Origin of the sequence: Saccharothrix carnea, from assembly GCF_003014735.1 — a bacterium.
Taxonomy (GTDB): Bacteria; Actinomycetota; Actinomycetes; order Mycobacteriales; family Pseudonocardiaceae; genus Actinosynnema; species Actinosynnema carneum.
On sequence record NZ_PYAX01000001.1, the window covers coordinates 854,430 to 872,453 of the forward strand.

Annotated in this window: 19 protein-coding genes; 7 read left to right on the top strand and 12 right to left on the bottom strand. The window is 71.9% G+C overall.

Annotated features, from left to right (window positions below):
* Positions 1-208: 208 nt before the first annotated feature.
* Genes B0I31_RS04085 through hutH form a run of 4 tightly spaced genes read right to left on the bottom strand, consistent with a single transcriptional unit; the run spans position 209 to position 5,793 of the window.
* Entirely contained in the window at positions 209-1,477 is a 1,269-nt protein-coding gene (locus B0I31_RS04085) for a formimidoylglutamate deiminase (protein ID WP_106613880.1), read from the bottom strand.
* Positions 1,474-2,652: an allantoate amidohydrolase gene (locus B0I31_RS04090; RefSeq protein ID WP_106613881.1), complete on the bottom strand. Its 1,179-nt coding sequence runs from the start codon at positions 2,650-2,652 to the stop codon at positions 1,474-1,476. Before B0I31_RS04090 ends, B0I31_RS04085 begins: the two co-directional genes overlap by 4 nt.
* Positions 2,645-4,288 (bottom strand): urocanate hydratase, encoded by a 1,644-nt coding sequence (gene hutU, locus B0I31_RS04095; protein WP_106613882.1) that lies wholly within the window; start codon positions 4,286-4,288, stop codon positions 2,645-2,647. The genes B0I31_RS04090 and hutU overlap by 8 nt, the downstream gene beginning before the upstream one ends.
* Complete coding sequence (gene hutH / locus B0I31_RS04100) at positions 4,288-5,793, bottom strand: histidine ammonia-lyase (protein WP_106613883.1); 1,506 nt, start codon at positions 5,791-5,793, stop codon at positions 4,288-4,290. The genes hutU and hutH overlap by 1 nt, the downstream gene beginning before the upstream one ends.
* Before the next feature lie 147 nt (positions 5,794-5,940).
* Between hutH and B0I31_RS04105 the strand changes: the two genes are divergently transcribed.
* Genes B0I31_RS04105 through B0I31_RS04115 form a run of 3 tightly spaced genes read left to right on the top strand, consistent with a single transcriptional unit; the run spans position 5,941 to position 8,436 of the window.
* Positions 5,941-6,879: an ABC transporter ATP-binding protein gene (locus B0I31_RS04105; RefSeq protein ID WP_106614040.1), complete on the top strand. Its 939-nt coding sequence runs from the start codon at positions 5,941-5,943 to the stop codon at positions 6,877-6,879.
* Positions 6,880-6,881: 2 nt separating this feature from the next.
* Positions 6,882-7,649 carry an ABC transporter permease gene (locus B0I31_RS04110; RefSeq protein ID WP_106613884.1) on the top strand — a complete coding sequence of 256 codons (768 nt, stop codon included), beginning with the start codon at positions 6,882-6,884 and terminating at the stop codon, positions 7,647-7,649.
* On the top strand, positions 7,642-8,436 hold the full coding sequence (locus B0I31_RS04115; RefSeq protein WP_106613885.1) for an ABC transporter permease: 795 nt from the start codon (positions 7,642-7,644) through the stop codon (positions 8,434-8,436). The genes B0I31_RS04110 and B0I31_RS04115 overlap by 8 nt, the downstream gene beginning before the upstream one ends.
* A 50-nt stretch (positions 8,437-8,486) precedes the next feature.
* Here B0I31_RS04115 and B0I31_RS04120 read toward each other — a convergent pair whose 3' ends face one another.
* Both B0I31_RS04120 and B0I31_RS04125 read right to left on the bottom strand, forming a co-directional pair.
* Positions 8,487-9,569 (bottom strand): hypothetical protein, encoded by a 1,083-nt coding sequence (locus tag B0I31_RS04120; RefSeq protein WP_106613886.1) that lies wholly within the window; start codon positions 9,567-9,569, stop codon positions 8,487-8,489.
* Positions 9,569-10,048 (bottom strand): SigE family RNA polymerase sigma factor, encoded by a 480-nt coding sequence (locus B0I31_RS04125; protein ID WP_106613887.1) that lies wholly within the window; start codon positions 10,046-10,048, stop codon positions 9,569-9,571. Before B0I31_RS04125 ends, B0I31_RS04120 begins: the two co-directional genes overlap by 1 nt.
* A gap of 45 nt (positions 10,049-10,093) precedes the next feature.
* Between B0I31_RS04125 and B0I31_RS04130 the strand changes: the two genes are divergently transcribed.
* Both B0I31_RS04130 and B0I31_RS40370 read left to right on the top strand, forming a co-directional pair.
* Positions 10,094-10,870, top strand: coding sequence for an IclR family transcriptional regulator (locus B0I31_RS04130; protein WP_106614041.1), 777 nt, complete (start codon positions 10,094-10,096; stop codon positions 10,868-10,870).
* A 122-nt stretch (positions 10,871-10,992) separates the two neighbouring features.
* Positions 10,993-11,139, top strand: coding sequence for a hypothetical protein (locus B0I31_RS40370; RefSeq protein ID WP_181319970.1), 147 nt, complete (start codon positions 10,993-10,995; stop codon positions 11,137-11,139).
* A 63-nt stretch (positions 11,140-11,202) separates the two neighbouring features.
* Here the strand turns inward: B0I31_RS40370 and B0I31_RS04135 are convergent, their stop codons facing one another.
* The 4 genes from B0I31_RS04135 to B0I31_RS04150 are packed head-to-tail and all read right to left on the bottom strand — an operon-like array spanning position 11,203 to position 14,540.
* On the bottom strand, positions 11,203-12,087 hold the full coding sequence (locus B0I31_RS04135; RefSeq protein ID WP_106613888.1) for an ABC transporter substrate-binding protein: 885 nt from the start codon (positions 12,085-12,087) through the stop codon (positions 11,203-11,205).
* Positions 12,084-12,836: an ABC transporter permease gene (locus B0I31_RS04140; protein ID WP_425444346.1), complete on the bottom strand. Its 753-nt coding sequence runs from the start codon at positions 12,834-12,836 to the stop codon at positions 12,084-12,086. The genes B0I31_RS04135 and B0I31_RS04140 overlap by 4 nt, the downstream gene beginning before the upstream one ends.
* Positions 12,836-13,441, bottom strand: coding sequence for an ABC transporter permease (locus B0I31_RS04145; RefSeq protein ID WP_181319984.1), 606 nt, complete (start codon positions 13,439-13,441; stop codon positions 12,836-12,838). Before B0I31_RS04145 ends, B0I31_RS04140 begins: the two co-directional genes overlap by 1 nt.
* 49 nt (positions 13,442-13,490) lie before the next feature.
* Positions 13,491-14,540, bottom strand: a complete 1,050-nt coding sequence (locus B0I31_RS04150; protein ID WP_106613891.1) for an ABC transporter ATP-binding protein — start codon at positions 14,538-14,540, stop codon at positions 13,491-13,493.
* A 103-nt stretch (positions 14,541-14,643) separates the two neighbouring features.
* On the opposite strand from B0I31_RS04150, the gene B0I31_RS04155 reads away from it, so the two are divergent.
* Positions 14,644-16,197: a bis-aminopropyl spermidine synthase family protein gene (locus B0I31_RS04155; protein WP_106613892.1), complete on the top strand. Its 1,554-nt coding sequence runs from the start codon at positions 14,644-14,646 to the stop codon at positions 16,195-16,197.
* A gap of 76 nt (positions 16,198-16,273) precedes the next feature.
* Positions 16,274-16,966 (top strand): hypothetical protein, encoded by a 693-nt coding sequence (locus B0I31_RS04160; RefSeq protein WP_106613893.1) that lies wholly within the window; start codon positions 16,274-16,276, stop codon positions 16,964-16,966.
* A 9-nt stretch (positions 16,967-16,975) separates the two neighbouring features.
* Here B0I31_RS04160 and B0I31_RS04165 read toward each other — a convergent pair whose 3' ends face one another.
* Together B0I31_RS04165 and B0I31_RS04170 are read right to left on the bottom strand one after the other, a co-directional pair.
* Positions 16,976-17,590, bottom strand: coding sequence for a hypothetical protein (locus B0I31_RS04165; RefSeq protein WP_106613894.1), 615 nt, complete (start codon positions 17,588-17,590; stop codon positions 16,976-16,978).
* Complete coding sequence (locus B0I31_RS04170) at positions 17,587-18,024, bottom strand: YbaB/EbfC family nucleoid-associated protein (protein WP_106613895.1); 438 nt, start codon at positions 18,022-18,024, stop codon at positions 17,587-17,589. The genes B0I31_RS04165 and B0I31_RS04170 overlap by 4 nt, the downstream gene beginning before the upstream one ends.

Genomic DNA, 18,024 nt, shown 5'->3' on the forward strand with positions numbered 1-18,024 from the left:
GAAGACCGCCTCTCATTCACGCTCGCCAACGATCCGCTCGACCAGGGATCGAATCCTCCGGACCGAGCGCCTGCCCGGGCAGGTCGTCGAACAGCAGTTTAGCCCGACCCACCTCTTCCCGGTCCTCGATGTGAAGGGCGCGCTGGCCCACGTGTGCGCCGAGATCGGTCGACAGGACACTGACAACACTGGGAATCTCGCCACCCGATCAGGGGATCGCCTCCAGCAGGAGCCTGGCGACGTCACCCAGCTGTTCGTGCACGCCGTCGCGGGCTACGACCTTCCCCCCTACTACTACGACAGAGACGTCCGACGCCGTCGCGGCCAGGACAATTTGCTCTGGGGCGGTGCCGGCGGTCCGGATCGAGTTCACCCGGACGGCGACGAGATCGGCCGGGGCGCCGACTTCCAGCCGGCCGGCTTCGGGCCGGCCGATGGAGGCGTGGTTCGTCAGGGCGGCAACGAGTTCCGCCGGCGTGAAACGGCCGCGTTCGCCGGTGCGGAGGCGTTCGTTGTGCTCCAGAGCGCGCGCCTCCAACAACGGGTCGATCACGGCGTGCTGGTCGCTGCCCAACGACAGCGGCGAACCGGCCTCCACCAACTCCCGCGCCGGGCCGATGCCATCCGCCAGATCGGCCTCCGTCGTCGGGCAGAAGCACACGCCGGTGCGGGTCGAGCCGAGCAGGCCGATATCCTTTGTAGACAAATGAGTCCCGTGGACGGCCGTTGTGCGGGGTGTCAGGGCGCCCGCCTCCGCCAACAACTCGGTCGGCGTGAGGCCGTACGCGGCCAGGCACGCTTCGTTCTCGGCCGGTTGCTCCGACAGGTGTACGTGCAGCGGCCGATCGGGGAACGCGCCCGCTACCAGCGACAATGTTTCACGTGGCACAGCGCGGACCGAGTGGATGGCCGCGCCGATCTTGGTGTTCGCATCACCGCGCAGCTCAGCGACCCGATCCAGCCACCGGTCCCCCGTCTCGTCGGAGAACCGCTCCTGCACCCCTCGCACGGGCTGCCCGATCCCACCCGCCAGATAGCAAGCGTCCAACAGGGTGAGCCTGATCCCGGCGTCGAGCGCGGCCTGTCGCAACGCCTCCGCCATCTCGTTCCCACCGTGGTGCAGGTAGTGGAACTCACCCACCGCCGTCACGCCGGCCACGGCCATCTCCGCGTACGCGGCCCTGGCCAGGCGCAGGTACGAATCAGGCGTCAACCGCTCGGCCACCGCGTACATCCGGTCGCGCCACGTCCAGAACGTGCCGCCATCGGCGTGCGTGCGCCCGCGCAACGCCCGGTGGAACGCGTGCGAGTGGGCGTTGGCGAAACCGGGGAACACCAAGCCGTAGAGCCGTTCCACGCCGAGCGGAATCGTGTCCACAGAGGACACCGCCGAGATGACCCCGTGCTCCACCCGCACCAGCACCCGCGACGCGATGCCGTCCGGCAACCAGGCCCGCTCGCACCAGAAGCTCTTCATCGCGTCAAGTGCTCCAACGTCGTCGCCAACGCCACCACGCCCGCCGCGCAGTCGTCCGCCTCGGCGAACTCCTCCGGCGCGTGGCTGATCCCGGTCGGGTTGCGCACGAACAGCATGGCGGTCGGCACGTGCGCCGCCAGGATCCCGGCGTCGTGCCCGGCACCGGTCGGCAGCGCCGGGGTGGCGTCACCGAGGGCCTCCCGGACGCGGGACATGAGACCGGGGTCGAAGTGCACCGTCCCGCCCCAGCTCTCCTCAATCACGCGCACCTCGCACCCCTCCTCGGCCGCCGCCTCACGGGCCGCCGACGTGATGTCCGAGACCACCTCACGCGTGCGCGGCTCGTCGTCCGCCCGCGCGTCCAACCACACGTCCACCGACGACGCGATCACGTTGGTGCCACCGGGGTTCGGCACGATCCGCCCCACGGTGGCCCGCGCGCCGGACGTCGCCGCACGGCGAGCGGCCAGCACGAGCGCGGCGGCGGGCAGCATCGGGTCGCGCCGGTCCTCGATCACCGTCGCACCGGCGTGGTTGCCCTCGCCCGTGAACGTGTACCGCCACCGCCCGTGCGCGAGGATCGAACTGGCCAGCCCCACCGGCACGTCCAGCCCGCGCCCCTGCTCGACGTGCAGCTCCACGAAAGCCCCGATGGACGCCAGCGCGCGGTCGTCGCGGCCCATCCGCAACGGGTCGAACCCGGCCGCGTGGGCGGCCTCGCCGAACGTGATGCCGTCCGCGTCCGTCAACCTGCACGCGGCCTCCGCCGTGATCGCACCGGTCATCAGCCGCGACCCGAGGCAGGCGACGCCGAACCGCCCGCCCTCCTCCTCCACGAACACCACGATCGCCAACGGCTTCGACGGCACGAACCCGCGAGAGCGCAGCAGGTCGAAAGCCTGCAACGCCGACACGACACCCAACGGCCCGTCGAACGCCCCACCACCCGGCACCGAGTCGAGGTGGCTGCCGGTGATCACCGCATCCGGCCCCGGCTCGCCCCACCACGCCCAGAGGTTGCCGTTCCGGTCGGGCCGCACGTCCAGCCCCCGCCGCTCGGCCTCCTCCACGAACCACGCGCGCAGCTCCCGTTCGACCTTGTCGAACCCGTGGCGCGAGTAGCCACCACGCCGCCGGTCACGCCCGACGTCGGCGATGTCCGCGAGGTCAGTCATCGGTGCTCATCGGGATGTGGACGTCCTTCGACGCGGCCACGTCGACCGCCCGCTGGTACCCGGCGTCGACGTGCCGGATCACGCCCATGGCGGGGTCGTTGGTCAGCACCCGCTCGATCTTCTGCGCGGCCAGCGGCGTGCCGTCCGCGACCGTCACCTGACCGGCGTGGATGGACCGGCCGATGCCGACGCCACCACCGTGGTGCAGCGACACCCAGGTGGCACCGGAAGCGGTGTTGACCAGCGCGTTGAGCAACGGCCAGTCGGCGATCGCGTCCGAGCCGTCGGCCATCGCCTCGGTCTCCCGGTACGGCGACGCGACCGAGCCGCAGTCGAGGTGGTCGCGGCCGATGACGATCGGCGCCGACAGCTCGCCCGAGGCCACCATCTCGTTGAACTTCAGGCCGGCGAGGTGGCGTTCGCCGTAGCCGAGCCAGCAGATCCGGGCGGGCAGGCCCTGGAACTCGACGCGATCACCGGCCATCCTGATCCACCGCGCGAGCTTCTCGTTCTCCGGGAACAGCTCGAGGATCGCCCGGTCGGTCTTGGCGATGTCCTCGGGGTCACCCGACAGCGCGGCCCAGCGGAACGGGCCCTTGCCCTCGCAGAACAGCGGCCGGATGTAGGCGGGGACGAACCCGGGGAAGTCGAACGCCCGCTCGAAGCCGCCGAGCTTGGCCTCGCCGCGGATCGAGTTGCCGTAGTCGAACACCTCGGCGCCGCGGTCCAGGAAACCCACCATGGCCTCGACGTGGTCGGCCATCGACTCGCGGGCCCGGTCGGTGAACTCGTCGGGCTTGGCGGCGGCGTAGTCCGGCCAGTCCTCGACCGGGACGCCCTTCGGGCAGTACGCCAGCGGGTCGTGCGCGGAGGTCTGGTCGGTGACGATGTCCACCGGCACGTCCCGGCGCAGCAGCTCCGGCAGCACCTCGGCCGCGTTGCCGATCAGGCCGACCGACAGCGCCCGGCCCTCGGACTTCGCGGCCAGCACGCGGGCGATCGCGTCGTCGATGTCGTCGGCGATCTCGTCCAGGTAGCGGGTCTCCACGCGGCGGCGGGCGCGTTGCGGGTCGACCTCGATGCAGAGCGCCACGCCCTCGTTCATGGTGACCGCAAGCGGTTGCGCGCCGCCCATGCCGCCCAAACCGGCGGTGACGGTGAGCGTGCCGCGGAGGGTGCCGTCGAACCGCTTGTCGGCCACGGCGGCGAACGTCTCGTAGGTGCCCTGGAGGATGCCCTGGGTGCCGATGTAGATCCACGAACCGGCCGTCATCTGGCCGTACATGGTCAGGCCCTCGGCCTCCAGCCGGCGGAACTCGGGCCAGTTCGCCCAGTCCGGCACCAGGTTGGAGTTCGCGATGAGCACGCGCGGCGCCCACTCGTGCGTGCGCATGACGCCGACCGGGCGGCCGGACTGCACGAGCAGCGTCTCGTCGTCCTTCAACTGCGCCAGCTCGCGGCTGATGGCGTGGAAGCTGGGCCAGTCGCGGGCGGCCTTGCCCGTACCGCCGTAGACGACGAGGTCTTCGGGGCGTTCGGCCACATCGGGGTCGAGGTTGTTGTGGAACATCCGCAGCGCGGCCTCGGTCGGCCAGCTCCGCGCGGTCAGTTCGGTCCCTCGGGCGGCACGCACCATCACAGGGCTCCCTTCCGGATCAGGTCTTCGGCGGCGGCGATCTCGGGCGCGAGGTGGCGGTCCGGGCCGGGACCGGGGACGTGCTCGCGCAGCTTCGCGACGGCCGCCGCGGTGGCGGGGGCGGGGTTGAGCGGTTTGCGCAGGTCCAGGGCCCGTGCGGCGGTCAGGAACTCGATCGCGAGCACGCGCCGCAGCCCGTCCACGGCCTGGCGCAGCTTGCGCGCGGCCGACCAGCCCATGGAGACGTGGTCCTCCTGCATCGCGCTGCTCGGGATCGAGTCGACCGACGCGGGCACCGCCAGCCGCTTGAGCTCGCTGACGATCGCGGCCTGCGTGTACTGGGCGATCATGTGGCCGGAGTCGACGCCCGGGTCGTGCGCCAGGAACGGCGGCAGGCCGTGCGACCGGTTCACGTCGAGCATCCGGTCGGTGCGGCGTTCGGCGATGCTCGCCACGTCCGCGGTCGGGATGGCGAGGAAGTCCAGCACGTAGGCGATCGGCGCACCGTGGAAGTTGCCGTTGGACTCGACCCGGCCGTCCGCCAGCACCACCGGGTTGTCGATGGACGACACCAGCTCGCGGTCGGCGACGGTCTCGGCGTAGGCGACGGTGTCCCGGGCCGCCCCGTGGACCTGCGGCGAGCAGCGCAGCGAGTAGGCGTCCTGGACGCGCGTGCAGTCCGGGCCGCGGTGGCTGTCCATGATCTCGGAGTCGCGCAGGATCTCCGCCATGCGCCGCGCGGAACGCCCCTGGCCGGGGTGCGGGCGCAGAGCTTGGAGGTCGGCGGCGAACACGCGGTCCGTGCCGAGGAGGGCTTCCACGCTCATCGCGGCGGTCAGGTCGGCGACGTCGAGCAGGTAGGTCAGGTCCTTGATCGCCAGGACCAGCATGCCGAGCATGCCGTCCGTGCCGTTGATCAGCGCCAGGCCCTCCTTCTCGGCCAGGCGGACGGGCTCGATGCCCGCGGCGGCGAGGGCTTCGGCGGCCGGGACCAGGTTGCCCCCGGCGTCCCGGACGTCACCTTCGCCGGTGAGGGCCAGGGCGGCGGCGGACAGCGGCGCGAGGTCGCCGGAGCAGCCCAGCGAGCCGAACTCGTGCACGACCGGCGTGATACCGGCGTTGAGCATCGCGGCCATCGCCTCGGCGGTCTCCAGCCGGACGCCGGTGTGGCCGCTCGCCAACGTCTTCAGCCGGAGCAGCACGAGGGCGCGCACGACCTCGCGCTCGACCTCGGGCCCGGCGCCCGCCGCGTGCGAGCGGACCAGGGACTGCTGGAGGGCGGCACGGCGGTCCGGCGGGATGTGCCGTACCGCCAGCGCGCCGAACCCGGTGGACACGCCGTAGGTGGGCCGCTCGGCGGTGGCCAGGCGTTCGATGTGCGCCCGGGCGGTGGTGACCGCCTCGCGGGCCGCCTCCGTGATCTCCACGCGCGCGTCGCCTCGGGCCACGGCGTGGACGTCGTCGCGGGTCAGGGGTTTCGGACCCAGCTGCACGGGTTGCTGCATGTGCCCATCTCAACCCGGCGACCGGATCCGCACGACCCGACATCCGCCGATCGTGTCTGGGATCCGAGACGCCTCGGCCAACCGAAATCGCTCCCCTCACGTCCTTGCCCACCGGTAGCGTCACGAAATCCACCATGGGGGGTGACCATGAGTGTCCGTGTGCAGGACCTGACCCGCACGTTCCGCAAGGGCAAGGGCTGGCGGCCCAAGGGCGACCAGGTGACCGCGCTCGACGGGCTCACGCTGCACGTGCCGGAGCACGAGGTGCACGGCCTGCTCGGCCCGAACGGCGCGGGCAAGACCACGCTCTGCAAGATCCTGTCCACGATCCTGCTGCCCACCTCGGGCACCGCCGAGGTGCTCGGTCACGACGTGGTGAGCGGCGCGGCCGAGATCAGGCGCCACGTCGGCATCGTGTTCGGCGGCGAACGCGGCCTGTACGGCAAGCTCACCGCGCGGCAGACCCTGCGCTACTGGGCCGCGCTCCACCTGCTCCCCGACGCGCGGGCCAAGGAGCGCACCGACGCGCTGCTGACCCGCCTCGGCCTCGCCGACAAGGCCGACGACCTCGTGGAGACGTTCTCGCGCGGCATGAAGCAGCGCGTGCACCTGGCGCGCGGCCTGATCGGCGACCCGAAGCTGATCCTGTTCGACGAGCCGACCACCGGCATGGACCCGGTGGCCGCCCGCGACTTCCGCGAGCTCATCACCGAGCTGCGCGACGAAGGCCGCACCATCCTCATCACCACCCACGACATGGACGAAGCCGAAGAGGTCTGCGACCGCGTCACCCTGATCGACAACGGCCGGGTGCTCGCCACCGAGACGCCGCGCGGCCTGGCCGAGATGTCCGGCCTGCACCGCTGGGTCGAGGCGGAGACCACGCTCGACGTCACCGGCATCCCCGGCGTCGTCGGCACCGAGACCCGCAACGGCCTGCTGCGCGTCAAGACCACCGACGACCGAGCGGCCCGCGCGGTGCTCGACTTCCTGCTGGACAACGGGGTGCGCTCGGTGCACGCCGTGCCGCCCCGGCTGGAGGACGTCTACCTGGACCTCATCGGCCGCCGCGGCATGGAGGTCTGAGCGTGCGCCTGTTCCTGTCCGGTGCGCGCACCCAGTTCTGGCTGGTCCGCAGGCACCCCGACGAGCTGCTGACGCTGTGCACGATCCCGTTCACCGTGGTGATGCTGCTGTCGATCGTGATGCACGCGGCCCGGCCCGACCTGATCGCCAACGCGTTCCTCGCACCCACGCTGATCGGGCTGTGGGGCTTCTCCACGGGCCTGGCGGCGGAGGTGCTCGTCGGCGAGCGCTGGACGTCGACGCTGGAGCTGGGCATGGCCGCGCCCGGCTCGCTGCACCCCGTGTACCTCGGTCGGATCTCGGCGGTGATGCTGCTGGGCGTCGTCCCGCTCGGCGAGACGTGGCTGCTGGGCAAGCTCCTGTTCGGCGTGGCGCCGACCGTGCACCACCCGTGGGTGTTCTGGGCGGCGATGGCGGCGTCGGTGTTCGCGATGGCAGGCACCAGCCTGCTGCTGGCGGTGACCATGCTGCTGTCCAAGAACAGCAACAACTACCTGAACTTCATCGGCTTCCCGATCTACCTGCTGTCCGGCGTGATGGTGCCGGTGCAGTACCTGCCGGAGTTCCTGCAACCGCTGTCCCACGTGATCTTCCTGTCGTGGTCGGCCGACCTGATGCGCGATTCCCTGGCCGCCGCGCCGGTCGCGGGGGCCGGGTGGCGGCTGCTGGCGATCGTCGGCCTCGGCGTCGCCGCGCTGGTCGGCGGCCGGGTCCTGCTCGCGCTGAGCCTGCGCCGGGCGCGCGAGCTGGGGACGGTGACGTATGCGTGACCAGCTGCGGGTGCTCAAGCACGGGCTCATCGCCTCGTGGACCATGTACTCGGCGTACCAGACGTGGCGGCTGTGGACGTTCACGTGGCTGTCCCGGCTGCTGATCCAGGCGTGCTTCTACGCGCTGATCGGCCGGATGCTCGGCTCGCAGCAGCAGGTCGACTACCTGCTCATCGGCAACGTGGTCGCCGTCATGGCCATCGACGCGACCGTGGTCATCCTGATCAGCGTCGGCGAGCGGCAGTCCGGCACGCTGGCCCTGATGGTCGCCGCGCCGTCCACCCACCTCACCGTGTACCTGGGCAAGGGGCTGGTGAACCTCGGCTCGGGCGTGGCCGCGTCCACCACGGCGTTCCTGGTGCTGCCGCCGCTGTTCGGGGTGCGGCTGCCGTGGCCGGAGGCGGCCCTCGTGCCGCTGATGATCCTGGTGGTCGGCGTGTCCTGCTACTGCTACGGGACGTGCGTGGCGTCGTTCGTGCTCGGGTTCCCGTCCGCGCGGTGGCTGGCGCTGAACGTCAGCTACCTGGTGCTGATGACGTTCTGCGGTGTCAACGTGCCGACGTCGTTCTGGCCGGACTGGCTGCGGGCGATCACGTCCGTGCTGCCGATGACGCACGGGCTGGCGGCGATCCGGGCGTTCATCGCGGAGGCGCCCGCGTCGACCGTGCTCGGGCAGCTCGCGCTGGAGGTGTGCGTCGGCGCGGGGTGGCTCGCCGTGGCGGCGATGAGCTTCACCCGCATGGTCCGCCGCGGCCGGCGTGACGGCTCCATCGAGTTCGGCGGCTGAAGTGCCGCGGTGGGCGCTCACCCCGCGGGAGCGCCCACCGCGTTGTCACGTCAGCCGGTCGCCCACGGGCCGGTGGCGTTCACGTCGACCGTGAGCGCCTCGGCCGCCGCGATCAGCTCCTGCGCCGACGCGGTGCCCGGTCCGGGGCCGTGGACCAGCAGGTGCAGGTCCGGGCGGAGGTCGACCCGCAGGTAGCCCACCAGCTGCCCGAGGTACTCCGCGGACACGCCGCGGGCGGTGACGGTCACCGGCGCCACGCTCGGGTTGCCGATCGGGTCGTCGACGAACGAGCTGAGGTTCGCCCCGTAGGTGACGCCGCCGATCTCGCCGGTCGTGGACACGTGCCAGCCGCGGCTGTTCACGCGGGCCTGGTGGGCGAGCGCGCCGCCGACCGAAACCGGTGCGCCCAGCGCCGTCTGGTCCGGCCTCGTGGACTCGGCGATCCGGATCGCGTCGGCACGTGCTCGCGGCGCGTTCGAGAGCACCAATTCGACGTAGTGGCCCGGCTCGGGGCTGAAGACCACCCTCGCGTCCGGTGGCGTCCCGTCCGGCGTCGCCGGCGTCTCCGGCGTCTCGGGTTCACCCGGCCGCGGCAGCACCATCTTCGTCGGGTCCACGACCAGGGCGGGCGAGCCGTTGATCGTCACCTGGTCGGCGGCGGGGGCGCCGGCGATCTGCTGCCGCAGCACCTCCTGAACCGCGACGTCCTTCGGCACGAGCAAGTTCAACGACGGCGTGTGCAACTGCTCGCTGCTGTGCTTCCAGACCCGTTGGACCGCCCCGGTCGGGTCCACGAACCGGTTGCGCTCGGTCAGGCCGTCGACGAGCCACGACGGGCTGTAGCCGAGGGTGCGCGGGTCGAGCGGCGCGGCGGCGACCGTGGTCGGCTTGGTCGTCGTGGTGGACGTCGTCTGGAGGGTGGTGCTCGCCGCCGCCGGTGCCTCCGCGCTCGGTCGGCCGACCGTCGTGGCGACCACCGCGACGGCCGCGGCGGCGGTGGCCGCCGTGACGGCCAGGAACAGCGGCTTGCGGCTCTTGCGGGGCCGGTGCAGCGCGGCCAGGACGTGGCCGGCCGGCGGCGTCTGCTCGGCCCGCGCCCGCAGCGCGTCCCGGATCAGGTCCTCGGTGTCCATCACAGTGCCTCCTTCACGCGGTCGTTCGCGCGCAGCGTCGCCAGCGCGCGGGAGATGTGGCTGCGGACCGTGCCCTGGGAACAGCCCAGCGTCGCGGCGATCTCGGCGTCGTCGCAGCCCTCGTAGTACCGGAGCACGACGGCGGCCTTCTGCTTGCGCGGCAGCTTGTCGATGCTCTGGAGCATCGCTTCGCGCTCGTCGTAGTGGGTCGACGGGTCGGGCCCCGGCGGGTCGACCGCGTGCAGCGGCGTGTGGGCCTTGCGTCGGCGGCGCCAGCCCAGGAACTCGTTGGTGACCATCCTCTTCAGGTAGGCGGCGGGCGCGTCCACCGCCGCGATGCGCGTCCAGCGTTGCTGAGCGCGCAGCAGGCACTCCTGGACCACGTCCTGGGCGAGGTGCGGGTCACCGGTCAGCACGGTGGCGTAGCGCAGCAGCGGGGTGACCTGCCTGGTGGCGAAGTCCTCGAAGCTGTCCGTCATACCCCTCCAATGCGCCCGGACGCGGTTCTGTTGAGAATGGGTTCCGTGGGAGGCAGCAGCGACGTGCCGGCGTTGCGCCGAGGGCTCGCGGTGCTGCGCCTGCTGGCAGGCAGGCCGGGACCCCTGTCGGCGGCGGCCGTGGCGCGCGAGCTGTCCCTGCCCAGGTCCACCACCTACCACCTGCTGGCCGAGCTGACCGCCGCCGGTTTCGCCACCCACTTCCCCGAGGAGCGACGCTACGGTCTCGGCGTCGCGGCGTTCGAACTCGGCTCGGCCTACCTGCGCCACGACCCGCTGGAACGCCTGGCCCGCCCCGTCCTGCGACGCCTCGTGGACACCGTGGGCAGGACCGCCCACCTGGGCGTCCTGCACGGCTCGGAGGCCCTCTACCTGGTGCGCGAACAACCACGCCACCCGACCACCATCGTCTCCGATGTCGGCGTGCGCCTACCCGCCCACCTGACCGCGTCCGGCCGGGCCGTGCTGAGCCGACTGCCCGCCGCGCAGGTCAGGGCCCTGTTCCCGGGCCCCTTCGTCGACCGGACCGGACGGGGACCGCGCAACCTGCCCGCGCTGCGGAGGCTGCTGGCCGTCGAACGCCGGCGCGGGTGGGCGGTGGAGGACGGCTACGTGACCGCCGGCTTCGCCTCCGTCGCCGCCCCCGTCTTCGACCACGGTGAACGCCCGATCGCCGCGATCACCGTCACGTTCCGGCACGTGTGCGAGACGGAAGCGGAGTGCGGTGAGACGTGGCCGGACCTCGCCACCGAAACCCGCCGTGCGGCGGAGGAACTGACCACCCGCATCGGCGGCCGGGCCTGACCAGCCCGCACCCTGGCACGTGTCCCCCGATTCGGTGAACCGGTTTCGCCCAACCCGCCAGGTAGCCTCGGTGATGCACGACGTGATGCAAAAAGTGATGCACCAGCTAGCAGTAGGCGGTGATGCGTGAGCCACTCGTCGGGTTCATCCGCACCGACGATCTCGAACAGCTCGGCAAAGACGAGCTCGTGCGACTCCAAGGCGCGATCAGCCCCCGGACCCTCGCCGCGGTCAACGAGGCGTTGAAGATCGTCTTGGGGCTCCCCTGAAGCCCTGGGCGCAACACGGCCCGGCCACCCACCGGGCGACCGGGCCGTGCGTGCCGGGATGGACTACAGCGTGACGCTCTTGAGGAAGTCGGCCGCCACGTTGGCGATCGTCTCCTTGTCCACGTCCACCCGCTTGACCAGGTCCGCCAGCTTCTCCGTGGTCAGCGCCGCCGACACCTTGTTCAACGCGTCCTTGCCCTTCGCGTCGACCGCGTCCGACCGCAGCAACGGCACGACGTTCTGCGCCGGGTACATCGTCTTCGGGTCCGCCAGCTCCACGAAGTCGTTCGCCTTGATGTCCGCCGACGTCGTGTAGAGGTTGGCCACCTGCACGGTGCCGTTCTTCAACGCGTCCACCGTGATCGGACCACCCGCGTCGGTCGTCTTGATCTCGGTGAACGTCACCCCGTACAGCTCCTCGATCTTCGCCTCCCACCGCTGCGCCCACTCACCGGCGGCACCCAGCGCGTACTTCCCGGCACCCAGGTCGGCGATCGACTTCACCCCGCCGTCAGCGGTGGCCTTGGTGACCACCAGGACGTCCTTGTCCTCCGCGTCCGACTTCTCCAACACCTCAAGGCCCGAGGGCGTCTTGGCCTTCAGAGCCGTGTAGACCTCCTCGGCCTCGGTGGTGGTGTTGGTCTTGTCGAAGTAGTTGAGCAGGTTGCCCGAGTACTCCGGCACCACGCCGAGCGACTTGTCCTGCAACGCCTTCACGACGAGCTCGCGGGCGCCGATGCCGGACTTCACCGTCACCTTCGCACCGGTCGCCTTCAGCGCGCCGGCGTAGATCTCGGCCAGGATCTTGTTCTCGGTGAAGTCGGCCGAACCGACCACGACCTCACCCGACGCGGCCTGCTGGCCGCTCCCGCCCAGGTCCTCTTTGGACCCGCACGCGGAGACGACCAGAGCGGCCGCCGTGACGACAACGGCCAACGTGCGCTTCATGCCGTACTTCCTCCAGATTCGACGGGCGCCGGCTCTCCCCGGCGCCTCGGCTTCGCCCCGCTCGACCGCGCCCCCGCGCGACGACCTCGCGACGACAGCCGCAAACCCGCGGGCACGACCAGCCTGCCCACGCCCGCGAGCACCACGTCCAGCACGACCGCCAGCAGCGCGATCAGGATCGCGCCACCGACGAACTGCCCGTAGTCCAACACCCGCAGGCCGTCCAGCAGGGGACGCCCCAACGTCTCGATACCGACGTACGCCGCCACCGACGCGGTCGCGACCACCTGCAACATGGCGTTGCGCAGACCGCCGACCAGCAGCGGCAGCGCGTTGGGCACCTCGACCTGCCACAGCCGCTGCGCGCCGGTCATGCCCATGCCGCTCGCCGCGTCCACCACACCGCGGTCCACGTCCTGGATGCCCGCGTACGTCCCGGCCAGGATCGGCGGCACGGCCAGCACCACCAGACCGATGAGCACCCCGGCAGACCCACCGCCCGCGACCAGGTACAGGAACGTGACCAGGCCCAACGTCGGCAGCGCCCGCAACGCGTTGCTGCCGCCGACCAGCACCACCCCGCCGCGTCCGGTGTGCCCGACGAACAGGCCGAGCGGCACGGCGATCAGCGCGGCGCCGAGCACCGCGCCCAGGCAGTACAGCAGGTGGACGCCGACCCGCACCGGGATCGACTTGCCGCCCGACCAGTTGACCGGGTCGACCAGCCACGCGAACGCGTCCGCGAAGATCACAGCCGCTCACCCGCCCGCGCCCACGGCGTCAACCGGTCCCGCAGCAGCACCAGCAGCAGGTCGACCACCAGCGCCAGCACCAGCGTGAGCACGATGCCGATGATGATCGGCGCCAGGTACCGCTGCCGGAACCCGTCGGTGAACAACGTGCCCAGACCGCCCGTCCCGATCAACGCACCCACGCTGACCAGGCTGATGTTGCTCACCGAGCCGACCCGCACACCGGCGGCCAGCACGGGCACGGCCAGCGGCAGCTCCACCGAGAAGAACCGGCGCAGCGGCCGGAAGCCCATCGCCGTGGCGGCGGCGGTGATGTGCGCGGGCACCGCGGCCAGCGCCTCGGCCACCGGCCGGACCAGCAGCGCGGTCGTGTAGACCGTCAACGCGATGATCACGTTCGCCGGGTCGAGCACCTGCGTGCCGATGACCGCCGGGATGATCGCGAACAGCGCCAGCGACGGGATCGTGTAGACCACGTTCGACAGCCCGATCAACGTCGCGTTGACGGGCCGGAACCGGTGGCACAGCCACCCCAGCGCGATCGCCAGCACCACCGACACCACCAGCGGCACCAACGACAGGTAGACGTGGTCGAGCAGCATGTCCAGCAGCGCCGCCCTCGTCCCGGCGTCGCTGAGGTACTTCCCGATATCACCCACGGCGGCTCTCGATCACGTCGAGCACCTGCCGCGCGGTCACCACGCCGGCCAGCCGCCCCTCACCGTCCACCGCGACACCCAGCCCGGACGGTGACGACAGCGCCGCGTCCAGCGCGCCCCGGATCGACGCGCCCACCTCGTACAGCGAGCCACCGGGCACCACCGACGCGTCCGGCGCGATCCACCCCTGTGGCCGCTTCTCCGCGTCCACCACGAGCCGCCAGTCCGAAGAGGACTCGACCGGGGCTCCTTCCGCCACCGTGGGCACCTCGGCCACCTCGACCCCCGAAGAGTCCACAAAGGACAGGCTGCGGTAGCCGCGGTCCTTGCCCACGAAGGCCGCCACGAAATCGTCCGCGGGCCGGGTGAGCAGCTCGGCGGGCGGCGCGTACTGGGCGAGGAAGCCGCCGGTCCGCATCACCGCGACCTTCTCACCGACCTTGATGGCCTCGTCGATGTCGTGCGTGACGAACACGATGGTCTTGTCCAGCTCCGCCTGCAGCCGCAGCAACTCGTCCTGCAGACCCTCCCGCACCACCGGGTCGACCGCGCTGAAGGGCTCGTCCATCAGCAGCACCGGCGGGTCCGCGGCCAGCGCCCGCGCCACACCCACCCGCTGCTGCTGCCCCCCGGACAGCTGCACGGGGTAGCGGCGGCCGAGTTCGGCCGGCAGGCCGACCAGCTCCAACAGCTCGGCGGCGCGCTGACGGGCCTTGCGCCGCGTCCACCCGGTGAGCAACGGCACAGTGGCCACGTTGTCCAGCACCGTCCGGTGCGGGAACAGACCAGCCTGCTGGATGACGTACCCGATGCCGCGCCGCAGGGTGGGCGGGTCCACACCCGACACGTCCCGGCCGTCCACCAGGACGGTGCCCGACGTGGGGTCGATCATCCGGTTCACCATGCGCAGCGACGTCGTCTTGCCGCAGCCGGACGGTCCGACGAAGACCGTGATCGTGCCCGCCTCGACCACGAGGTCCAGGCCGTTCACCGCGGTGGTCCCGTCGTCGAACCGCTTGGTCACGTCGCGGAACTCGATCACCCGTGGTCCTCCTGCCGATGGGCGACAAGCGTCGAACGACCCTAGCCCGTCAGTCCGACCGGGGCACGGCGTTTCAGCATCCGGTCAGTAGGGTGCACCGGTTGTGGCAACCGAACCGGTGCGAGCACTGCTCGCCGAACGCGGCCCGCACGCCCGCAAGCTGCGGCGCGTGCTCGACCTGCTCGCCGACGACTGGCACACGTTGGCCGAGCTGGTTCGGCTTCCCGCTGTGCCGCGGCGCACCGTGCAGGAGCTGCTGACCGCCGTCGGCGACGACCTGGAGTCCAGCGGCGACCGGTTCCGGCTCGCCCCGGCCAAGGCCGGCGACTACGCGGTGTTCCGCGTCGGTGACGACCTGGTCGACCCGGTGGACGCGCTGGTGTCGCGGCACACCGCGCAGCTGCGGTCGATCCTGGCCGACATCGCCGACGTGCCGCCGCCGCTGGCCGCGCTGGACCACGTGCAGGCGACCGCCGAGACAGCGTTGAAGCGGGCGTTGTGGCTGGACACGACCTACGACCTGGCCGGCCGCACGCTGCTGTGCCTGGGCGACCACGACCTGACGTCGCTGGCCGTGTGCGCGGTGAACCCGTCCGTCGAGGTGGTCGTGGTCGACGTGGACGACCGGCTGCTGGAGTACATCGCGCGGCGCGCCGAAGAACGCGGGTGGCCGATCCGCACGGTCCACGCCGACTTCCGGTTCGGCCTGCCTCCCGCCGTGCTGGAGTCGGCGGACCTGGTGTTCAGCGACCCGCCGTACACGCCGGAGGGCATCGGCTTGTTCGCCGCACGCGCGGTCGAGTGCCTGGCCGACCTCGGTCGGGGACGGGTGCTGCTCGCGTACGGGTTCAGCGACCGGACCCCCGCGCTCGGGCTGAAGGTGCAGCAGGAGCTGCAGCGGCTCGGGTTGGTGTTCGAGGCGATCCTGCCCGCGTTCCACCGGTTCGACGGCGCGCAGGCCATCGGCAGCGCCGCCGACCTGTACGTGTGCCGTCCCACGTCACGCCGCTCGGTGTCACCCGCCTCGGCGAAGACCGCGATCTACACGCACGGCCCGCAGTCCGTGGAGGCGACCGGGCCGGGGTCGACGGCGTTGGCGGCTCTCGTCGACCTCGCACCCCGACCGGAGTCCTCGCCGCCGCCGAAGCCGCGTGCGCCGGGGTGGGCCGAGCCGATCGGCAAGGGCGCGGCGTCGCTGGCGGTGGACCTGTCCGGCGACCCCGGTCCGTGGCTGCTGCGGACGCTGCTGGCGTGCTCGCCCGGTCGGATGGCGGCCCTCGTGCCCAACAACCACCCCAACGTGTCATCGGCGGCGGGCCAGCAGGAGCTGAGGTCGTTGGTGGACACCAGGTTCGCGCTGCGGTTCCTGCGGTCCACTCCGGACGGCAAGCACTGCGTCGTGGTGGCCGACCAGGTGCTGGCGGGCACGCTGGACGCGGGCGGGCTGACCGTGCGCGAGGTGCTGATGCGGGCGCACGGCAAGCTGGGCAACGTGTGGCGGGAGGCGCTGGTCACGGCCACGCACGGCGCGTTGACCAAGCGGGAGGCGCGGGAGCGCATCGGCGAGCACGACGACTTGGAGCTGCGGCTGATCGACCTGCCCCGGCACCGGATCGCCGAGCTGCTGCCGCTGATCCGCGCGTCGGCATCGCACTAGCCGGCCGGATTCGGCGAACCTCCACGTCGGGGCCACCTCCGCCGGTAACTTCTCGCTCGAACCTGGAGGCGCGCTCATGACTCATCCCCACCCCGGTCAGCAGCCGGGTCCGCAGCAGTACCCCTGCCGGCCACACCCGGGTCAGCCGCCGTACCAGGGGCAGCAGCCCCATCCAGGCCAGCCGTACCCCGGCCAGCCCTACCCAGGTCAGCCGTACCCAGGTCAGCCGCCGGTCGGCTACCCCGGCGGGCCGCAGGCGCACCCCGGCGGGCCCAAGCCGCCGAGCAAGGCGTTCGCGGTGGTGTCCGCCCTGCTGTTCCTGCCGAACGTGATCCTCTTGTACGTGGTGTCCATGCCGTTCGTGGCGGACGGCAGGCCGTCGCCGCACTTCTGGGTCTCGCTGATCGGCGTCCCGCTCAGCGAGGAGGTGACGGGGAACGTCGACTTCGCCGTGTCGGTATCGCTGACCGTGGCGTCGGTGGTCCTCGTCCTCGCCGTGCTGCTCGCCTGCCGGGTCCCCGGCGTGCGGTGGGCGCTGCTGGGTATCGCGCTGGTGGCCGTGGCGAACTACGTCTACGTCGTCATCGACATCCTGGCGAACATCCCGGGCGAGTTCGTGGTGCTGCCCGCGATCGCGCTGCTGCTGTGGCTGGTGTCCGGCCTGGTCGCCGCGCTGCCGCCGGTGGGCCGTGCGATGCGGGGTGCGAAGCCGAGGACGCCGGGGCACCAGGTGGCCGGTCCTCCGCCGCCGCAGGGCCAGTGGGGCTGATCGACCGCCTCACTCACCGAAGCGCGTGATGGCCTTGAGCATGTCCCGCGCCCGGCCGAACAACGCCTTCAGCGCGCTCAGGATCCGCGCCATCACGCGCACCAACTCCGCCAACCGCCGCGTGATCCGGTCGAGCACGACCGCGCCGCGCCCCACCGCCCACGCCGCGAACTCGGCCACCGAGCTGCCGCACGTCAGCTCCGCCCCGGCGAGCGCGAGGGTGGCGTTGGCGAGCACGTCCCGCACGAACAGCGCCACCACGTCCCGGAACACGCCGTGGACCGCGGCGGTGATCGCGCCGACCTCGGCGACGTGCGACGCCACCCCGAGGCAGAGCCGGCTCATCGCCGTGATCTCCGCGGTCAGCCACCCGCCCGACCGCCGCCGCGCCATGCCGTCCAACGTCGTCGCGACCTGCCGCCAGGTGGCTTCCGCGTCCTCGAACCGGTCGCCGTGGCCCGCCAGCCAGTCCAACGGCTCGCGCAGCACGTCGACGTGCCCGACCAGCCACCCCAGGCCGGCCGCGTCGAGCAGGCCGAGCGGGTCGACGGCCGCGGTCGGCACGGCGAGGTCGGCCTCCAGCGCGTCCGACCCCGTCGACTCCAGCACCGGGAAACCGGTCACGAAGGCGCCGACCCCGGCTCGTCGTCGGGCGCGCGCAGGCTCCGGGGCAGCGGCAGGTCATCGCCCTCCGGAACGGCCTCCGCCTTCGCGCCCTCCACCGACGCCGGCACCGAACCGACCAGGAAGCCCATCGCCGCCGCACCACCGAACTGGGGCTCGACCACGGCCACCGCCTGCCGCGCCGCCTGCTCCTGCGCCCGCCGCACGGTGTCCATCACGACCTCGCCCAGCCGCGCGGGCGAGCACCCCTCGGCCGCCGGCGAGAACTCGATGTGCCGCAACGACCCGTTCGGCGCGACGGTCGCCGTCACCACGCCGTCCGGCGACCGCTGCGTGGCGTGCGCCCGCGCGATCCGGTCCCGCAGCGCGCGGGACCGCTCGGCCAGGTCCCTGGCCCTGGCTTCGAGGTCGGCGATCATCCGTTCCGGGTTCAC

Bases quoted from the DNA above. Each gene is read 5' to 3' on its own strand.
- B0I31_RS04085 (WP_106613880.1), bottom strand. From the start codon at position 1,477: ATGAAGAGCTTCTGGTGCGAGCGGGCCTGGTTGCCGGACGGCATCGCG.
- B0I31_RS04090 (WP_106613881.1), bottom strand. From the start codon at position 2,652: ATGACTGACCTCGCGGACATCGCCGACGTCGGGCGTGACCGGCGGCGT.
- hutU (WP_106613882.1), bottom strand. From the start codon at position 4,288: ATGGTGCGTGCCGCCCGAGGGACCGAACTGACCGCGCGGAGCTGGCCG.
- hutH (WP_106613883.1), bottom strand. From the start codon at position 5,793: ATGCAGCAACCCGTGCAGCTGGGTCCGAAACCCCTGACCCGCGACGAC.
- B0I31_RS04105 (WP_106614040.1), top strand. From the start codon at position 5,941: ATGAGTGTCCGTGTGCAGGACCTGACCCGCACGTTCCGCAAGGGCAAG.
- B0I31_RS04115 (WP_106613885.1), top strand. From the start codon at position 7,642: ATGCGTGACCAGCTGCGGGTGCTCAAGCACGGGCTCATCGCCTCGTGG.
- B0I31_RS04120 (WP_106613886.1), bottom strand. From the start codon at position 9,569: ATGGACACCGAGGACCTGATCCGGGACGCGCTGCGGGCGCGGGCCGAG.
- B0I31_RS04125 (WP_106613887.1), bottom strand. From the start codon at position 10,048: ATGACGGACAGCTTCGAGGACTTCGCCACCAGGCAGGTCACCCCGCTG.
- B0I31_RS40370 (WP_181319970.1), top strand. From the start codon at position 10,993: ATGCGTGAGCCACTCGTCGGGTTCATCCGCACCGACGATCTCGAACAG.
- B0I31_RS04135 (WP_106613888.1), bottom strand. From the start codon at position 12,087: ATGAAGCGCACGTTGGCCGTTGTCGTCACGGCGGCCGCTCTGGTCGTC.
- B0I31_RS04145 (WP_181319984.1), bottom strand. From the start codon at position 13,441: ATGCTGCTCGACCACGTCTACCTGTCGTTGGTGCCGCTGGTGGTGTCG.
- B0I31_RS04160 (WP_106613893.1), top strand. From the start codon at position 16,274: ATGACTCATCCCCACCCCGGTCAGCAGCCGGGTCCGCAGCAGTACCCC.